This window comes from Hymenobacter psoromatis, assembly GCA_001596155.1.
Lineage (GTDB): Bacteria > Bacteroidota > Bacteroidia > Cytophagales > Hymenobacteraceae > Hymenobacter.
In genome coordinates, this window is record CP014771.1 from 1,824,872 (window position 1) to 1,840,646 (window position 15,775).

Annotated in this window: 13 protein-coding genes; 7 read left to right on the forward strand and 6 right to left on the reverse strand. The window is 64.3% G+C overall.

What is annotated here, in order from left to right:
- Nucleotides 1-592: 592 nt before the first annotated feature.
- From A0257_07715 to A0257_07730, 4 genes are all read right to left on the reverse strand, one after another.
- Nucleotides 593-1,480: a hypothetical protein gene (locus tag A0257_07715; protein AMR27005.1), complete on the reverse strand. Its 888-nt coding sequence runs from the start codon at nt 1,478-1,480 to the stop codon at nt 593-595.
- A 134-nt stretch (nt 1,481-1,614) separates the two neighbouring features.
- Nucleotides 1,615-2,676: a selenide, water dikinase gene (locus tag A0257_07720; GenBank protein AMR27006.1), complete on the reverse strand. Its 1,062-nt coding sequence runs from the start codon at nt 2,674-2,676 to the stop codon at nt 1,615-1,617.
- A gap of 14 nt (nt 2,677-2,690) precedes the next feature.
- Nucleotides 2,691-3,080, reverse strand: a complete 390-nt coding sequence (locus tag A0257_07725; GenBank protein ID AMR27007.1) for a glyoxalase — start codon at nt 3,078-3,080, stop codon at nt 2,691-2,693.
- Nucleotides 3,077-4,093, reverse strand: a complete 1,017-nt coding sequence (locus A0257_07730) for a tRNA 2-selenouridine synthase (protein ID AMR27008.1) — start codon at nt 4,091-4,093, stop codon at nt 3,077-3,079. Before A0257_07730 ends, A0257_07725 begins: the two co-directional genes overlap by 4 nt.
- A gap of 190 nt (nt 4,094-4,283) precedes the next feature.
- On the opposite strand from A0257_07730, the gene A0257_07735 reads away from it, so the two are divergent.
- Nucleotides 4,284-5,762 carry an NADH dehydrogenase gene (locus A0257_07735; protein ID AMR27009.1) on the forward strand — a complete coding sequence of 493 codons (1,479 nt, stop codon included), beginning with the start codon at nt 4,284-4,286 and terminating at the stop codon, nt 5,760-5,762.
- 123 nt (nt 5,763-5,885) lie between these two features.
- Nucleotides 5,886-7,307 carry an NADH dehydrogenase gene (locus A0257_07740; protein ID AMR27010.1) on the forward strand — a complete coding sequence of 474 codons (1,422 nt, stop codon included), beginning with the start codon at nt 5,886-5,888 and terminating at the stop codon, nt 7,305-7,307.
- Between the two features lie 42 nt (nt 7,308-7,349).
- Here the strand turns inward: A0257_07740 and A0257_07745 are convergent, their stop codons facing one another.
- Together A0257_07745 and A0257_07750 are read right to left on the reverse strand one after the other, a co-directional pair.
- Nucleotides 7,350-8,111 carry a hypothetical protein gene (locus A0257_07745; protein AMR27011.1) on the reverse strand — a complete coding sequence of 254 codons (762 nt, stop codon included), beginning with the start codon at nt 8,109-8,111 and terminating at the stop codon, nt 7,350-7,352.
- Complete coding sequence (locus A0257_07750) at nt 8,095-9,921, reverse strand: hypothetical protein (GenBank protein ID AMR27012.1); 1,827 nt, start codon at nt 9,919-9,921, stop codon at nt 8,095-8,097. The genes A0257_07745 and A0257_07750 overlap by 17 nt, the downstream gene beginning before the upstream one ends.
- Before the next feature lie 273 nt (nt 9,922-10,194).
- Here A0257_07750 and A0257_07755 point away from each other — a divergent pair, with 273 nt between their 5' ends.
- From A0257_07755 to A0257_07775, 5 genes are all read left to right on the forward strand, one after another.
- The gene (locus A0257_07755; protein ID AMR27013.1) at nt 10,195-10,785 is read left to right on the forward strand and encodes a hypothetical protein; all 591 of its coding nucleotides are present in this window, start codon (nt 10,195-10,197) and stop codon (nt 10,783-10,785) included.
- A 530-nt stretch (nt 10,786-11,315) separates the two neighbouring features.
- Nucleotides 11,316-11,537, forward strand: a complete 222-nt coding sequence (locus A0257_07760; protein AMR27014.1) for a hypothetical protein — start codon at nt 11,316-11,318, stop codon at nt 11,535-11,537.
- A gap of 489 nt (nt 11,538-12,026) precedes the next feature.
- Nucleotides 12,027-13,286 (forward strand): hypothetical protein, encoded by a 1,260-nt coding sequence (locus A0257_07765; protein AMR27015.1) that lies wholly within the window; start codon nt 12,027-12,029, stop codon nt 13,284-13,286.
- 33 nt (nt 13,287-13,319) lie between these two features.
- Nucleotides 13,320-15,269: a hypothetical protein gene (locus tag A0257_07770; GenBank protein AMR27016.1), complete on the forward strand. Its 1,950-nt coding sequence runs from the start codon at nt 13,320-13,322 to the stop codon at nt 15,267-15,269.
- 62 nt (nt 15,270-15,331) lie between these two features.
- Complete coding sequence (locus A0257_07775; GenBank protein AMR27017.1) at nt 15,332-15,532, forward strand: hypothetical protein; 201 nt, start codon at nt 15,332-15,334, stop codon at nt 15,530-15,532.
- The last annotated feature ends 243 nt before the right edge of the window (nt 15,533-15,775 follow it).

Consider the following 15,775-nt stretch of genomic DNA (forward strand, 5'->3'; position numbering starts at 1 on the left):
GGCCTTGGTTAAAAGTTCGGTCCAAAAGTAGCATTTGGCAGCTAGCAGACTCGCTTTGCGTACCGGAAAGCCATTAGGAGCGCCTAAACGGTACTTTGATTGGGTAAACCTGTTTTGGGTACCACTTTTTTACTAGGTGAGGGTCTAAGCTAACGATAAGCTCGCTAGTACCCCAAAGAGCCGTTTTCGTACCTCTCCGACCGTTTTTCAAGTTCGCACATGGGTCAGATGCGACTTTCGGACCAAACTTTTAACCAAGGCCACTAACGCAACTCGGTGTAAAATGGGTAGCCCAAGACCAGGAACAGAAATTCCCGCTAAGATTATGCGCTATGTCCAATATGATTTCAAAGGCATTTTCAGCGGGTACTTGGTTAGAATGCCAGGCTAAAAAGTAGGATTGGCACAGGGGCAGGAAGCGGTAAACAAGCTTACTAACATTTTCTGAACGTGGTTTTGAAAAGTGCTAACAGCTCGCTGAGCACCTGTGAGGCACCTATTGAACATAGCGCATAACCTTAGCGGCAATTTCTGTTCCTGGTCTTGTCCTACCCCAAACAGTAGGAACGTGCTACGGCGCATCCCTACCCCCCTAACTTGTGGCCATGCCGGCTTGCAGCGCCGCCAGCGACTCGCCCGCTTCGGTGGGCAGGCCCAGCAGCCGCGCCACGGCCCGGTACACTGCTGCCGGGCCGGCCGGGTGGGCCAGCACGCCCGCCTCACCAGCTGCCTGGGTTGATTTGCTGAGCTTCTGGCCCGCCGCGTCGGTCAGCAGCGGGTGGTGATAAAACTGCACGCGCGCCGGGTTAAATGCCTGCGTTTCGGGCAGCTGCGCGGCCAGCCAGAGCTGGGCGGCGGTGCTGGGCAGCAGGTCGAGGCCGCGCACGAGGAGCGTGGTGCCCAGCCGCAGGTCATCCACCACGGAGGCCAGCTGGTAGGCCGCTACCCCGTCTTTTTTGCGGACGATGAAGTCGGGTATTTCCGCGCCCAGCGGCACGCTCGCTACCCCCCGCCCGGCATCGGTAAAGGTGATGATGGTGCCGGGCGGCACCTGCGCCCGCCACGCCACGCCGGGCGTGGTGAGGGGCACCAACCCCGCGCCTACCCCCTCACTGGTGCGGGTGCGCTGGCTGCCATATATTAGGCCCGGCCGCTGAGCCAGCCGGCGCAGCATGCGGTTGTAATCAGGCAGGTGTAGCAGTTGGGAATGGTGCGCCAGGAAATCATCGGGACCGCTGGGGCCGTGGTCGTAGTCAATTTCCAGCCAGTCAATTACCCGAAAAATATTCTCCAGATAAACCCGCCGCAGCCGGGCGCGGTCGAGGTCGTCGATGCGCAGGTGCAGGGTGCCGCCGGCCCGGCGCACCAGCAACCAGGTCAGCACAAAGTTGACCGCGTTGCCGAGATGCAGGTAGCCGCTGGGGGTAGGCGCCAGCCGGCCGACGACTAATTGCGGAGCTTTATTTTTAACGTTTGTCATTGCGAGCGCAACGAAGTGGAGCGCGGCAATCTTTCCTTGCCGTTGGGGTTACTAATCTAACGGCAAGGAAAGATTGCCGCGCTCCACTTCGTTGCGCTCGCAATGACAAACGGTTTATTGACAAGCGATTTTATTTACTCCACCACAATCCACGGCTGACCTTCCTGGTGCGGCCGCAGCTCGCCGAAGCTGTGCAGCGCCAGCCCGTGCTGGGCAAAAACTGCCTGGGCCGCCGTTTCGGCCGCGCCGGGCTCTACGCAGACCAGCAGGCCCCCCGAGGTTTGCGGGTCGCAGAGGTATAATTTTTGCTCGTCGGTGAGCGGGCTGATTTTGTGGCCGTAGCTCTGGAAGTTGCGGAGGGTGCCGCCCGGCACCGCGCCTTGCAACAGGTAGCGCTCGGCCTGGGCCAGGCGCGGCACGTCCAGGTAATTGATAACAGCCTTAAAATCACTACCCTCACATACTTCGGCCAGGTGCCCGAGCAAGCCGAAGCCCGTGACGTCGGTCATGGCCCGAATGCCGGGAATCTCGCCCAGCTCGGCCCCGATTTTATTGAGCTGGCGCATCTGGGCCGGGGCCACGTCGGCGTCTTCGGGCCGCAGAATTTCGCGCTTCTGGGCGGTGGTTAGAATCCCTACCCCCACTGGTTTGGTCAGGTAGAGGCGGCAGCCGGCGGTGGCGGTGTCGTTGCGCTTGAGGTTCTTTTCATCGACCAAACCCGTGACGGCCAGCCCAAAAATCGGCTCCGGCGAGTCGATGCTGTGGCCGCCGGCCAGCGGAATGCCCGCCTCGGCGCAGATGGCGCGGGCACCCTCCGTCACGCGTGCGGCCACCTCGGGCGCGAGCTTGTCAATGGGCCAGCCCAGCACCGCGATGGCCAGCAGTGGCCGCCCGCCCATCGCGTACACGTCCGAGATGGCGTTGGCCGAGGCGATGCGCCCGAAGTCGAAGGCATCATCGACGATGGGCATAAAAAAATCGGTGGTGCTGATGACACACTGCCCTGCTTGGCCCGGCAGGCGGTACACGGCCGCGTCGTCGCGGCTGCCGTTGCCCACCAGCAGATTCTCGTAGTTGGGCTGGGGCAGGCTGCTGTGCAGGATTTTATCGAGCACGCTGGGCGCAATTTTGCAGCCGCAGCCCGCGCCGTGGCTGTATTGAGTGAGGCGGATGTGGTCGAGGTCGGGGGTAGTCATAATGAGGGCAGAGTTTAAAAATTCCAGGCAGCTTGGTATAGCACCACCCGATAACCGTCGGGGTCCGCAAAGGTGCGGCCCTGGCGGTCCCAATAGGCATTGTGGGCGGGCACCGCTGCGTACCCGTGCGCTTGCAGCCGGGCTACGGCGGCCGCCCAGTCGGCCCGTTCGGGCAGGTAGAAAACCAGCAGGTTTTCGGCCGTGGGCGCGGGTGGTGCCACGTGGCCCCGCTGCTGCGTAAACTCCAGGTGGTAAGGCGATTGTGGATGCCCAACCATCAGTCCATCAAAGCCATCGTGACCGGCGAAGGCGTAAAGCTCTGTCAGGCCTAATCCTTCCACGTAGAAGCGGCGCAAAGCCAGTAGGTCGTTAGTGGGCCGGGCCACTCGCAGCTTCGGAGTCATGCAACAGGGGTAGCAACCGCCGCCCGCACCCGCGCCGAATTGGCCGCCGCGTCAGTACCCTCAGCGGCCACCGTCACGGCGGGGCGGCCTTCCAGACCGTAGCCGTAGGTTTTGTCATAATAGGCCAGCACCAGCTCCACCATGCGGGCCATGTCGCCGTCGGCGATGGCACCCAGCGCTTCTTTGGTGACGAGGCCGCCAAGGCGCTTGCTCAGGCGCAGCACGGCCAGGGCCAGGCCGCCGGCATCCTGGCGGCCGTAGCTGCCGGCCAGGTACTGCACGCGGGCGGCCTGGGGCACGGCCAGCACCACCAGCGGGGCGGCCTGCATCTGGGTAAAGAAGGGGGTAGGGATGGTGAGGCTGCCAATGTTGCGGCTCTCATCCTCCACCCAAATCGGTTTATCGGGGGGTAGGGCGGCCAGCGCGGCGGCCAGGTCGTTCTCAAACTGCTCCTGGGTGGGCTGCGGCGGCTGGCCCAGCGCCCCAAACGACGAGCCCAGGTGATTGGCCAGGCCCTCGAGGTCGAGCACGGGTTCGCCCTGGGCAGCCAGCGCGTGCAGCACGGCGGTTTTGCCGCTGCCGGTGTAGCCGCCCAGCACCCGCAGCTGGCGCGGGCGCGCAAACTCGGCCAAGGCCCAGTGGCGGTAGTCCTTGTAGCCTTTATCGAGCAGGTTTACCCGGAGGCCGCCCAGCTCCAGCAGCCACTGCACGGCCCCGCTGCGCATGCCGCCGCGCCAGCAGTGCAGGCGCACTTCCTGGCCAGGCGCCAGCTTACGGGCCTGCTCCACCATCGCACGCATTTTGGGGCCGAAGAAATCGAGACCCAGCAAAACAGCCTTGTCGGGATTGACCTGCTTGTAGGTGGTGCCGATGCGCGCGCGCTCCTCGTCGGTGAAGAGGGGTAGGCTGAGCGCGCCCGGAATGTGGCCCTGCGCGTACTCGGCCGGGGCGCGCACGTCGAGGATGGGGCCAGCGGCGGCACTGAGAAAATCGGTAATGGAGTGGCGAGGCATCCCCACAAACTTACGGGAAAGCCGCGCGAGGCGACTGCCCTGCCAGCACGTAGTGCCTACCCCCCAGCCGAAGCTTCGCGCTACTTTTAGCCGCGCCGGGTGCCCACCTTCCCGGCGCACGCAGTAAGTTTGCAGCTAATTCGCGGTTTGGCGCGCCGGGCTTCCGGCCGCGACCGCCCCGTTTGCGCTAATGCTGACAGCTTTTCTAGTTTTTTTCCCGCTGGCCGCCGCTCTGCTGCTTCACTTTGCCAAAGGCAGCGCGGCCCGCATCCTAGCCCTGGGGGCCGCCTTTCTGGAATTAGCCGTGGCCGTGTTCGCGGCCATTACCTACGCCCGCAGCGGGCCAACCGGCTTCGACTTCAACCTCAGTTGGATACCTTCGGCGGGCATCAATTTTCACCTCGGTATCGACGGCCTGAGCCTGTGCCTGGTGCTGCTCACGACGGTGCTGGTGCCCATTATTCTGGCCACCGCGTTCCGCCACGAGGAGTACGAGAACCCCGGCGCGTTCTACGCCCTGGTGCTCTTCATGCAGACCGGCCTGCTGGGCGTGTTCACGGCGATGGACGCGTTCGTGTTCTACTTTTTCTGGGAAGTGGCGCTGATTCCGATTTATTTCCTGGCCGGGGCCTGGAGCCGGAGCGACCGCCGCGTTCAGATTACGTTCAAGTTTTTCCTGTACACCATCATCGGCTCGCTGTTTATGCTGGCCGGCTTCGTGTACCTGTATTTGCAGACGGCCCCGGCCGCCGGCTCGCTGGCCGCGCACTCCTCTGATATTCAGGCGTTCTACGCGGCTGGCAAGCAGCTGGCCGCCTCGCAGCAGGCATGGCTGTTCTGGCTCATCTTCGCGGCTTTCGCGGTGAAGATGCCGATTTTTCCCTTCCACACCTGGCAGCCCGACACCTACACCGAGTCGCCGGCTCCGGCCACGATGCTGCTCTCGGGCATCATGCTGAAAATGGGCATTTACGGCTGCCTGCGCTGGCTGCTACCCGTCGTGCCGCTGGGCGTGACGCAGTGGCAGCAGCTGGTGATGGTGCTGGCCATTATCGGCATCATCTACGGGGCCATTATCGCTATCCGTCAGCAGGATATGAAGCGGCTCATCGCCTACTCGTCGCTCTCGCACGTGGGCCTGATGATTGCCGGCGTGTTCTCGCTCAAAGCCATTGGCCTGCAAGGCGCGGTGGTGCAGATGTTGGCCCACGGCGTGAACGTGGTGGGCATGTTCCTGGTGGCCGACGCCATTGAGCGCCGCACCGGCACGCGCCTCATTGCCGACCTGGGCGGCCTCACGCGCCGCACGCCGCTGCTCAGCGTATGCTTTATCGTCATGCTGCTCAGCACGGTGGCCCTACCCCTCACCGGCGGCTTCGTGGGCGAGTTTCTGCTGCTGGCGGGCGTGTATGAGTTCAATATGTGGGCCGGTGCGGTGGCCGGCCTTACCATTATTTTCTCGGCCGTGTACCTGCTACGCATGTACCAGCGCGTGATGCTGGGGCCTGATTCGGCGCACTCCGACACCATGACTGACCTCACCGGAGCCGAGCTGACGATGTTCGTGCCGCTCATCGCGCTGGTGTTCTGGCTGGGTTTGTTTCCCGGCACTTTCCTGCATTTATCCGAGCCGACCATCAGCAGCATTCTAACCGCGGTTGGCCGCTAATTCATTTCTGTCATGCTGAGTTTGCCGAAGCATCTCGCCCGTTTCGTTGGGGGTAGTAATCCAACGGCGCGGACAAGATGCTTCGGCAAGCTCAGCATGACGTTCTTTTCTTGAGGTTCGCTCATGCTCCCACTAGTTCTCCTCTCCGTCTTCGGCATCATCAACCTGTTCTTCGGCTTTTTGCGCTCCAACCGGGCGCTGCTGCCGTTTGCGCTGGTGGTGTTGGCCCTCGTGTTTGGCATTAACCTGCTCGACTGGAACCACGCCGGTAGCATCACGGGCCTATTCGACTCGCCCTACGTGAGGCAGATGCTTACCGTGGACAACTACTCGGTGGCCTTCAGCGGCATCGTGCTGCTCACGGCCCTGGTGCTGCTGCCGTTTTCGCGCTCCTACGTGGTGGCCGGCGAGCCCAACCTGGCCGAGTACTACTCGTTGCTGCTGTTCTCGCTGGTGGGGGCTATTATGATGGTGAGCTACAACCACCTCATCATGCTCTTCGTGGGTATTGAAATCCTAAGTATCAGCATGTATTGCCTGGCCGGCTCCGACAAGCGCAACGTGCGCTCGAACGAGGCGGCCCTCAAATACTTTTTGCAAGGCGCGTTTGCCACCGGCATTCTGCTCTTCGGCATCGCGCTGGTGTATGGCGCTACCGGCACGTTCCAGCTCAATGAGCTGGCCGCCGCCATTGCTACCCCCGCCAATGCCAGCCTGCAGCCCATGCTCTACGTGGGCGTGCTGCTGATGGTGATTGGTATCGGCTTCAAGGTGTCGGCCGCGCCGTTCCACTTCTGGACGCCCGACGTGTACGAGGGCACGCCTACGTTCTTCACCGCTTTTATGAGCACGGTGGTAAAAACGGCGGGCTTCGCAGCTTTTCTTAAGCTGCTGCTGGTGGCCCTGCCCGGTGCCAGCGCCGTGTGGCTGCCCACCATCGTGGCCATGTGCGTGCTCACACTGCTGCTCGGCAACCTGGGCGCGGCGGTGCAAACCAGCGCCAAGCGCATGCTGGCCTATTCCAGCGTGAGCCACGCGGGCTACCTGCTGCTGGGCCTCGTGGCCGGCCGGGGCCAGCTCGACGGGCCAGCCGCGCAGGCCATTTTTTTCTACAGCCTGGCCTACTCCGTGGCTACGGTGGCGGCTTTCGGCGTGCTCAAGCTCGTGGCGGACCAGCGCCAGCGCGAAGACTACGCGGGCCTCGCCGGCCTGGCGCGCACCAACCCGCTGCTGGCTTTTTCGATGACGGTGGCGATGCTGTCGCTGGGTGGCATTCCGCTCACGGGCGGCTTTTTCGGTAAGTTTTTCATCTTCACGGCCGTGGTGGCGCAGGGCTACATTTGGCTAGTAGTGTTCGCGGTGCTGATGAGCATGGTGGGCATCTACTACTACCTGCGCCCCGTTATCGCCATGTATATGCGCCCCGCCGAGCCGGGCACTACCCCCATCATGGTCGATAGCTTTCAGTCGGCTACGCTGGTGCTGCTGGCCATTATGACGCTGGTGCTGGGTATTTTGCCCGGCTTTTTGAGCGGCTTGCTGTAGGCGCACACGGCCAGTTTTCAGAATCCCTGGCAGCCCCCTGGCCTACTCGCCGCGCAGCTGCTGGTCGGCCATATGGCCGTTCTCGAACTGCAAGCTGCCGCAGTACACGTACTTGTCGTCGTAGCCGTGGATGTGCTGCTGGTTGAGCAAGGTGCTCCGGTTGACGCGTAGAAACTGCCCCCGCAGGTGGTCGGGAATGAGTTGGTAGAGCACGTAGGCGAGCGAGCCCCGGATGGCGTGTACGATTTGCCGCACGGGCGCGCGCAGGGTCACGTAGTTTTTACCAGCTTCGAGGCTGGCCACGTCGTCCCAGTAAATCTTGGTGAGCTGTAACCCCACTTTCACAAAAAAATAGTCGGTAGGCCCCACGCTGGGGTTGTCGGGGTCAAGCAGGAGGTCCGACTGCCGGCTGGTACTGTGCTCGATAGCCGTTTGGATGGCGGCAAACAGGGCCGCATCGTTGGCGGGCTTGATGAGATAGCCGCTGGGGCGCAGCCGGGTGGCCTGCCGGATGGTGTCGAGGTCGTTGTAGGCGGTGAGAAAAATGAAGGGCGGGGGCACGGGGCGCTCGTGCAGCTGCTGGGCCAGGGCCAGGCCGTTGTGGGTCGGGTTGGGGCTGCGCAGGTTGATGTCGAGTAGCACGAGGTCGGGTTGGTACTGGGCGAAAGCCTGCCGGGCTTCGACGTAGGAAAGGCAGGTGGCCAGCACGTAGTAGCCCAGGTCTTGCAGGGTATTGCTCAGCTCTTGGGCTATCAGGGCTTCATCTTCGACTACGATAAGGTTGAGTTTAGGCAATAGCGACATGGGGCAGGCACAGTTCGTAATGGAAGGGCTGGTCGGGGCGGGTGGTGAGGGTAGCGTGGAGCTGGCGGGCCAGTAGCGTAATAATCTGGGTGCCAAGGCCACCCAACTCGTGCTCGGCGCTAACTGGCGCGGAACGGGCAGCCTCGGGCGGGCGGCCGTTGTCGGCATAAGTAATGCAGGTGTTGTCGGCGCGGCGCGCCACGCTCACGTTGATTTCCAGGGCCTGTCCGGCCGTGTCGGCATACTTGATGGAGTTCGTTACCCACTCGTTCAAAATGAGCGAAAGCGGAAAATGGCTGTCGGTGGGCAGGTCAAGGTCGTCGGTGCGCAGGTGCGTCACCACTTGGCGGCCGTTGGCCAGGCAAGCTACCACGGCCGAGATGAGCGCCCGCATATAATCGGCCACGTCCAGGCCGGCGGGGTTGCGCAGCAGCTGGTTGTGCAGGGTGGCAATGCTTTCGACGCGCAGGCGGGCGGCCTGCAGCTGCTCCAGCACCTCGGGGTTGTCGGTGCGGCGCTCCTGCATACGCAGCAAGCTATATATCATGTGTAAATTATTTTTGACGCGGTGCTGGATTTCCTTGTTCAGCAGCTCCACCTGGGCCACTTTGCCATCGAGCTGCTGGTTGGCTGCGGCCACGGCCTGGTTGGCGGTAGCCAGCTCCTGGTTGGCCGCACCCAGCTCCTGGTTCATGGTCGCCAGCCGCCGCGCCTGGCGGTTGGCGCGCGCCCCCTGGCGGGCCAAGTAAAAACTCAGCAGGGAGATAATGACCAACCCCACGCTCAGCCCCCACAGCATGCGGGTGCGAGCCACGTTACTGGCAGCCTCGGCCGCGCTTTGCTGGTTGGCGGCGGCCTCTTCCGAGCGCATCAGCGCCTGCCGCAGCCGGCCCACGTCGGCACTGCCGCGCAGGCTGTCGCCCAGGTGCTGGTAGTCGCTCAGGTAGCGGTAGGCCAGGGCATACTGCCCGGCGGCGGCGGCTAGCCGGGCTAAGTTTTCGGCATAGAAGAGGCGGTCGGGGGTGGGGCGGGTGCGGCGGTAAGCCCCCGCAAGCGAGTCGAGGTAGGGCGAGTGCAGGCGGTGCCGGCCCAGGATGTCGAGGCGGCTGTGCACCAGGTAATAGTGGGTGAGGTGGTCGTAGGTTTCGGGGTCGTTGCGCACCCAGGGCCGGCGCGTGAGGGTAGTGAGCAGCGAGTCGGCCAGGGCATAGTGGCCGACCTCGGTGGCAATGAGGGCCATTTCGACAGTGAAGGGCAGCTGGCGCAGGAGGGCGGGGGGCTGCCTGGCCAGCTCGCGCCGGATAGCCCGCAGCTCGGCAATGGTGCGCAGCGTGTCGGGCACCTTATCGTAGGCGTGGGCCACCAGGTGCCAGGCGTAGTAGTAGCGCAGGCGCTGGGCGGGCACCCGCCGAAACAGCGCCGTGGCCTGCCGCAACAGGGCCACCGTGGTTTGCGGCTCCTTATTCCAGGCATCGTAGATGCGGCCCCTGGCAAAAACGGCCTCGGCCAGCAGCAGCGTATCGTTGGTGGCGGCGGCCAGCGCCTGGGCCCTGGTGTAGTAGTTGAGGCTGCGGGCCAGCGACTCGTCGCCGCGCTTGAGGGCATACACCGAGTCGCCGGCGTGCAGCAGGGCGAAGAAGGGTGCCTGGCTGGCGGTGACGGGCGCGGGCAGGTGGTCGGCCAGCGGCGCGGCGGCCGCACGACCAACCGGGGCGGGCTGGCCGGCGGCGCTGGCTACTGCCAGCAGCCCCAGCAGCAGCCCCAGCGCCGCCCCGCCCCGCCGCTGCCAGCGGATAAAGAATGAAGCCATAGCGGGAGCTGTAAAAAGAAAGCGAAGAAGCCGTTTAGAAAGGCTAGCTGAGCGCCGCTCGCGCCTACTTCCTAAACAGCCTCAAAGGTACCGGCTCCCCAATGGCTTAACCAGCGCCGCCAGCCACAAATTAGCCGGTTGCCGACCTCATTTTTTGAGGTCGGGCGTGTGAAGTATTCTTGTTTTTTATAGAATACTTCACAAATAATAACGACTTGGTGTGAAGTATTTTTGACTTTTATAAAATACTTCACACTTTTTCCCGCTTCCGCAATGCCGCGCCGCGCCCGCCCCTCTGCCCACCTGCTGGCCCGCGTGCGGGCCTGGTTTGGCCTCTCGCAGGCCGAGCTGGCCCTGTACCTGGGCATCAGCCCGGCGCTGCTCAGCTCGCTGGAAGGGGGCAGCCGGGCCTTGAGCGCCACCGTGCGCGCGGCCCTGCTGCCGCTGCTGCCCCACCTACCCGCCGCCCCCGAGCCGGCCCCGGCCCCTACCGCCGCCCTAGCCGTCGGCACCGCCCCGCCCGAAGCTGCCGCCCTGGACCTACGCCGCCGCCAGTGCCAGCAGCGGGCCACTCACCTGCTGGCCCAGGCCGCCGCCCTGGCCGACCAGGCCCAAGTGGCGCGGCACTGGCAGGCCGCCCTACCCGCCCTGCTGGCCACCGCCACTGCCGAGGCCGCCGCCCCTGCCGAGGCCGCCGCCGCCCCCGATGCCGATGCCTTAGCCCGCGCCACCTGGCGCACCGGCTGGCTGCACCGCCACGCCCGCCCCCTGCCCGCCGCCACCGCCACCCAGCACCGCCTGCTGCTGGCCCGCGCCGCCGGCCTGCTCGCCGAAGCCGCCGCCCTGGCCGAGGGCGGCGGCTAGGGGTGGCTTGGTCGCCCTCCGCGTTGTGCTGTCTCGCCCTCCGCGGTGCGCCTCCCACCCTCCGCGTTGCGCTGTTTCGCCTCAACGGTGCGCCTCATCCCCTAACCCCTTCTCCGAAAAGGAGAAGGGGGACTAGCTCTAGCTTCTAGCTTTTTTTAGGACTAAAAACTAGTTCCCCTTCTCCTTTTCGGAGAAGGGGCTAGGGGATGAGGCGCACGCGGAGGGCGAAACTCAACTCTGGGGCAACCAATTAAAGCAGCATTGGCTTGTCCGAATGCTTAGGCGCTCTATATTTACGGCGTGTTCACCAATTTTTCATTTTTTCAGTTCCCCCAGTAGTATGTATTACTCCGCCCTCACCAGCCGCGCCGAGTGCGACACGGCCACCGCCGAAGTTGATTTTGAGTTGCGCACCTACCAGGGCCGCGACGCGGCCGCCGACCTCAGCACCGAGCGAGCCGGCCGCACCCAGGCCAGCACCACCAGCGAGCTGGCCAAAGTGGAGGCCAAAATAAGCCAGCGCCAACGCCGTGCTGGCCGCCCCCGGCATCGATGCCGGCCTCACCGAAACCACCGACGAGCTGGCCGCCCTGCAAGTGCAGCGCACCCGCCTGGCCAAGCGCGGCCGCCTGAGCACGGGCGTCACGCGCTTCCTGGCCGTGGTCGATAGCGAGCAGGTGGCCCAGCAGGTGGCTACCCTCACCACGGTGAAGGCCGGCATTGCCGCCCACCGCGCCACGCTGCCCGCCTAGCCGGCCCGCCCACTCCCGGCCCGCAAAAAGCCCCGGTACCGCCCTGCGGTGCCGGGGCTTTTTGCGGGGGTAGGGGCCAGGCCCCCGCTGCCCGTGGCACTACCCGGCGAAAGAATATTACGATTCTGATTTTGGCCGCCGCCCCGACCTCAAAAGCTGAGGCTGAGGCTCAAATGTCTTGCGGAAGGCGGCGGGCGGTGGGTGCTTTGTACTCCCAATCGCTGCGTGGACCGCCAGAATACCAAACACCATCTTTTACTCACATTTCATATTTTGACTTATTCCCGAATAAAAAATCGGTCATTTTCCAAGCAGTATTTGGAGCTGGAGACGGTGGCTGCACGAAGAACCAGCGGATACCGCCTTAGCCAAGTAAAAAGGTCTTCCCAACTGCCTGAAGCAGCAAGAATTTTCAGCCATTTCTTATTCGGAAACAAGTCTACTCATTCACTCCATTCATTTTTTTCATCACCCCCAATCTCTTTTCTTGTGAAAAAATTTACGCTATCTGCCGCCACCTTGCGTGGCTGGCTGCTGCCCGCCCTGCTCCTCGCCGGAGCTACTACCGCCGCCCAGGCCCAGAATAACATCGGCATCGGCACCACCACCCCCAATGCCTCGGCTGCCCTCGATGTGAGCAGCACCACCCAGGGCCTGCTTACTCCGCGCCTCACGGCCAGCCAGCGCGGCAGCATTGCCAGCCCCGCTACCGGCCTGCTCGTGTACCAGACCGACGGCACGGCCGGCTTCTACTTCTACAACGGCACCGCCTGGACGGCCCTGAGCGGCGGCAGCGGCGGCAGTGGCTCGCAGGGTCCGAAAGGCGATACCGGTGCCGCTGGCCCAAAAGGCGATAAGGGCGACACCGGCGCGGCTGGTTTAGCTGGTTTGGCGGGCGCAAAAGGCGATAAGGGCGACACCGGCGCGGCTGGTTTGGCGGGTGCGAAAGGCGATAAAGGTGACGCTGGCACGGCCGGTACGAAGGGCGACAAAGGCGATGCTGGCACCGCCGGCCCAAAAGGTGACAAGGGCGACACCGGCACGGCTGGCACCGCAGGCGCGAAGGGCGATACCGGCGCGGCCGGCGGCCAGGGTCCGAAAGGGGATGCTGGTACGGCTGGGGCAAAAGGCGATACCGGCGCGGCCGGCTCCAATGGCCAGGGCGTGCCCACCGGCGGCACGGCCGGGCAGGTGCTGAGCAAGGTGGATGGCACCAACTACAATACGCAGTGGAGCACGCCCACCGGGAGCAGCGGGGCCTACCCCAGCATTGAGTTGAACACCTCTGTAGCCTCCTCGCAAGCCGTCACTCCTCTTGCAGGGTCAAACACTTATGTACCCCTTGTTTTTTCAAGCAGTAACGGCACAGGGGCAGCCCTTTCCGGGGGTAATGCCTGGAACGGCAGCGTCTTCACGGTGGGTAGTGCCGGGGCTGGAACCTATCAGGTTACGGTACAAATGATGCCGATAACCAGTACTGGGACGCTTACCAACGTCGGGGTGCAGTATTTTCTCGACAAGAACAACGCTATTGGCAATACCACTTTGGGTACCTATCCCTACGCCCTGAGTACCTATAACCTCAATCCCAGCGGCTTCAACTACCGCTTCAACTCGACCATCAGCACGGTGATTTACCTGGCGGCCGGCGACCAAATTACTTTTCGCGGCGAAAGTATCAGTACCAGCGCCACCGCCTATACCAGCACCGATGGCAGCTCGAACCTGCAAATCGTGCGGCTGAAGTAGCCCCTGGGCTTTATCCCTTAGCTCCTTCCAGCCATGAATCAGTTTCCTACCCCCTCCCGCCGCCTGACCCTGCTGGGGCTGGGCCTGCTGGCGGCCGGCCCACTGGCCGCCCAAACCATCCTGACCAACAACGGGGCCACCCTCTTCGTGAACACCGGCGGCGTACTCACTGTGAATGGCGGCCTTGCCCAAACCGGCGCGGCCCGCCTTACCACCACCGGCACGGCCACCGTGAGCGGCGACGTGAGCAGCGCCGCCGCCAGCACCCTCGACCTGAGCACCGGCCTGCTGAGCGTGGCCGGCAACGTGGCCCAGGCCGGTACCACCGCCGGCAGCACCGGCACGCTGCGCCTGAGCGGCACCGCCGCCCAAAGCCTCGGCCTGAGCGGCGGCACCGTGCCCAACCTCACCGTGGACAAAGCCAGCGGCACCGCCACCCTGGCCAACGCTGCCCAGGTCGCCCGCGTGCTCACCCTGGCCGATGCCGGCGACCTGGCCACCGGCGGCAACGCCCTGACCCTGCTGAGCAGCGCCACCGGCACGGCCCTGGTCGTGAACAGCAGCACTGGTATCGTGAGCGGCAACCTCACGGTGCAGCGCTACGTGGATGGCACCCTGAACGCCGGCGCGGGCTACCGCCACTACAGCGCCCCGGTGCGTACCACCGTGGCCGACCTGGCTACCCCCGGTTTCACGCCGACCCTCACCCAGAGCTACAACACGAGCGCCACGCCGGGCACCACCCTGCCCTTCCCCACGGTGTTTGGCTACGACCAGGCCCGCCTGGCTTCGGCCACCAACAACCTGAGCGCCTTTGACAAGGGCTTCGTGGTGCCGCAAAGCACTGATGCCCTCCCCGCCGGCCGGGGCTACGCCGTGAATATTGACGCGGGCCAGCTCGTGGACTTCGTGGGCACGGCCAACAATGGCGACCTGACCCTGCCCCTGAGCCGGGGCACCGATGCCGCCGCCGGCTGGCAGCTGGTGGGCAACCCCTACCCCGCCCCCCTCGACCTGAGCCAGATGAGCAGCGACCGCACCAACCTCGACGCGGCTACCTACGTGGTGCAAAGCAGCGGGCAGTATGCCGGCGGCTACCGCAGCTTCGTGAATGGCCAGAGCACGACGGGCAGCAACAGCCCGCTCATCGCCAGTAGCCAGGGCTTCTTCGTGCGGGTGAGCAGCGGCCAGACCACCGGCTCGCTCACCTTCCGCAATGCCCAGCGCGTGACCACCTTCGCCGACCAGGCCACTTTCCAGCGCACCGCCGCCGACGCCCGCCCCGCCCTGCGCCTCACGCTGGCCGGCAACGGCCTGGCCGATGCCTGGGTGGCCTACGCCGAAGCCGGGGCTACCCCCGCCTTCGACAGCCAGCTCGACGCGGCCAAGCTGCCCAACACGACCGGCCTGAACCTGAGCAGCGTGGCCGGTGCTGACCAACTCGCCATTGATGGCCGCCCGGCGTTCACGACCGCCACGGCGCTGCCGCTGGCCGTGGGCGTGCCCGCCGCCGGGGCTTACACCCTCACGGCTTCGGCCCTCGACAACCTGCCGGCTGGCCTCACCGCCTACCTGCGCGACGCGCTCACCGGCACCACCACGGCCCTGACCGTGGGCCAGCCCTACAGCTTCTCGGTGAGTGCCACCCAGGCCGCGGCCCCGCTGACGGGTCGCTTCACGGTGGTCTTCGCGCCGAATACGACCCTGGCTGCCACGCCGGCCGCGCTGGCGGCCGCCGTCACGCTCTACCCCAACCCCGCCACCGAGCAGGTGACGGTAGCCCTGCCCGGCGTTGCCGGAGCCAGCGCCGTGCAGGTAGAGCTGCTCAACACCCTGGGCCAGGTGGTGCTGCGCCAGTCGGCCAGCCTGCCCGCGTCCGGCACTACCCTTACCCTACCCACCGCCGGGCTGGCCACGGGGGTGTATGTCGTGCGCCTGACGGCCGGCGCGCAGCTCATCACCAAGCGCCTCACTATTCAATAACTCACCATCGGAGCCAGCCCTGGCCAGGGGCTGGCTCCCCTAATAATTTGTCTTTCTGCGCTATGAAAAACGTCTTTTTCCTACTCTTGTTCCTGGGGCTATCGCAGCTAGCGGCGGCTCAGACCCCCGTCAGCACTGGCCCTACCCCCACCCCGGCCGCCGGCCCCACGGCCGTACCCATCGATGGGGGAGCCTCCCTGCTGCTGGCCTCCGGCGTGGCCTATGGCCTGCGCCGGCTGCGCCGCCGCCAGCAGTCGTGCTAAAAAAGGGCTTACTGCGTAACAGCACTACGTAATTCTCGCTAATCTATCCGCTATAAACACTCTCACGCCTTCTGCTAGCCAAAACAAAGCCTCCGTAGCATTTGCTGCGGAGGCTTTGTTTTGGCTAGCAGTCGAGAGAGGCTAACTTATACTCGCCGCGAAGTGAGTTGCCTTCAACATGCAATTAGTCAGAATAAAATTCGCTGGAACTTGCGCAAAGAGTTATTTTTTCAGCCCCGCTAG

Coding starts and splice junctions, on each gene's coding strand:
- A0257_07745 (AMR27011.1), bottom strand. CDS start 8,111: ATGTCGCTATTGCCTAAACTCAACCTTATCGTAGTCGAAGATGAAGCC.
- A0257_07750 (AMR27012.1), bottom strand. CDS start 9,921: ATGGCTTCATTCTTTATCCGCTGGCAGCGGCGGGGCGGGGCGGCGCTG.
- A0257_07740 (AMR27010.1), top strand. CDS start 5,886: ATGCTCCCACTAGTTCTCCTCTCCGTCTTCGGCATCATCAACCTGTTC.
- A0257_07735 (AMR27009.1), top strand. CDS start 4,284: ATGCTGACAGCTTTTCTAGTTTTTTTCCCGCTGGCCGCCGCTCTGCTG.
- A0257_07775 (AMR27017.1), top strand. CDS start 15,332: ATGAAAAACGTCTTTTTCCTACTCTTGTTCCTGGGGCTATCGCAGCTA.
- A0257_07770 (AMR27016.1), top strand. CDS start 13,320: ATGAATCAGTTTCCTACCCCCTCCCGCCGCCTGACCCTGCTGGGGCTG.
- A0257_07725 (AMR27007.1), bottom strand. CDS start 3,080: ATGACTCCGAAGCTGCGAGTGGCCCGGCCCACTAACGACCTACTGGCT.
- A0257_07755 (AMR27013.1), top strand. CDS start 10,195: ATGCCGCGCCGCGCCCGCCCCTCTGCCCACCTGCTGGCCCGCGTGCGG.
- A0257_07715 (AMR27005.1), bottom strand. CDS start 1,480: ATGACAAACGTTAAAAATAAAGCTCCGCAATTAGTCGTCGGCCGGCTG.
- A0257_07730 (AMR27008.1), bottom strand. CDS start 4,093: ATGCCTCGCCACTCCATTACCGATTTTCTCAGTGCCGCCGCTGGCCCC.
- A0257_07720 (AMR27006.1), bottom strand. CDS start 2,676: ATGACTACCCCCGACCTCGACCACATCCGCCTCACTCAATACAGCCAC.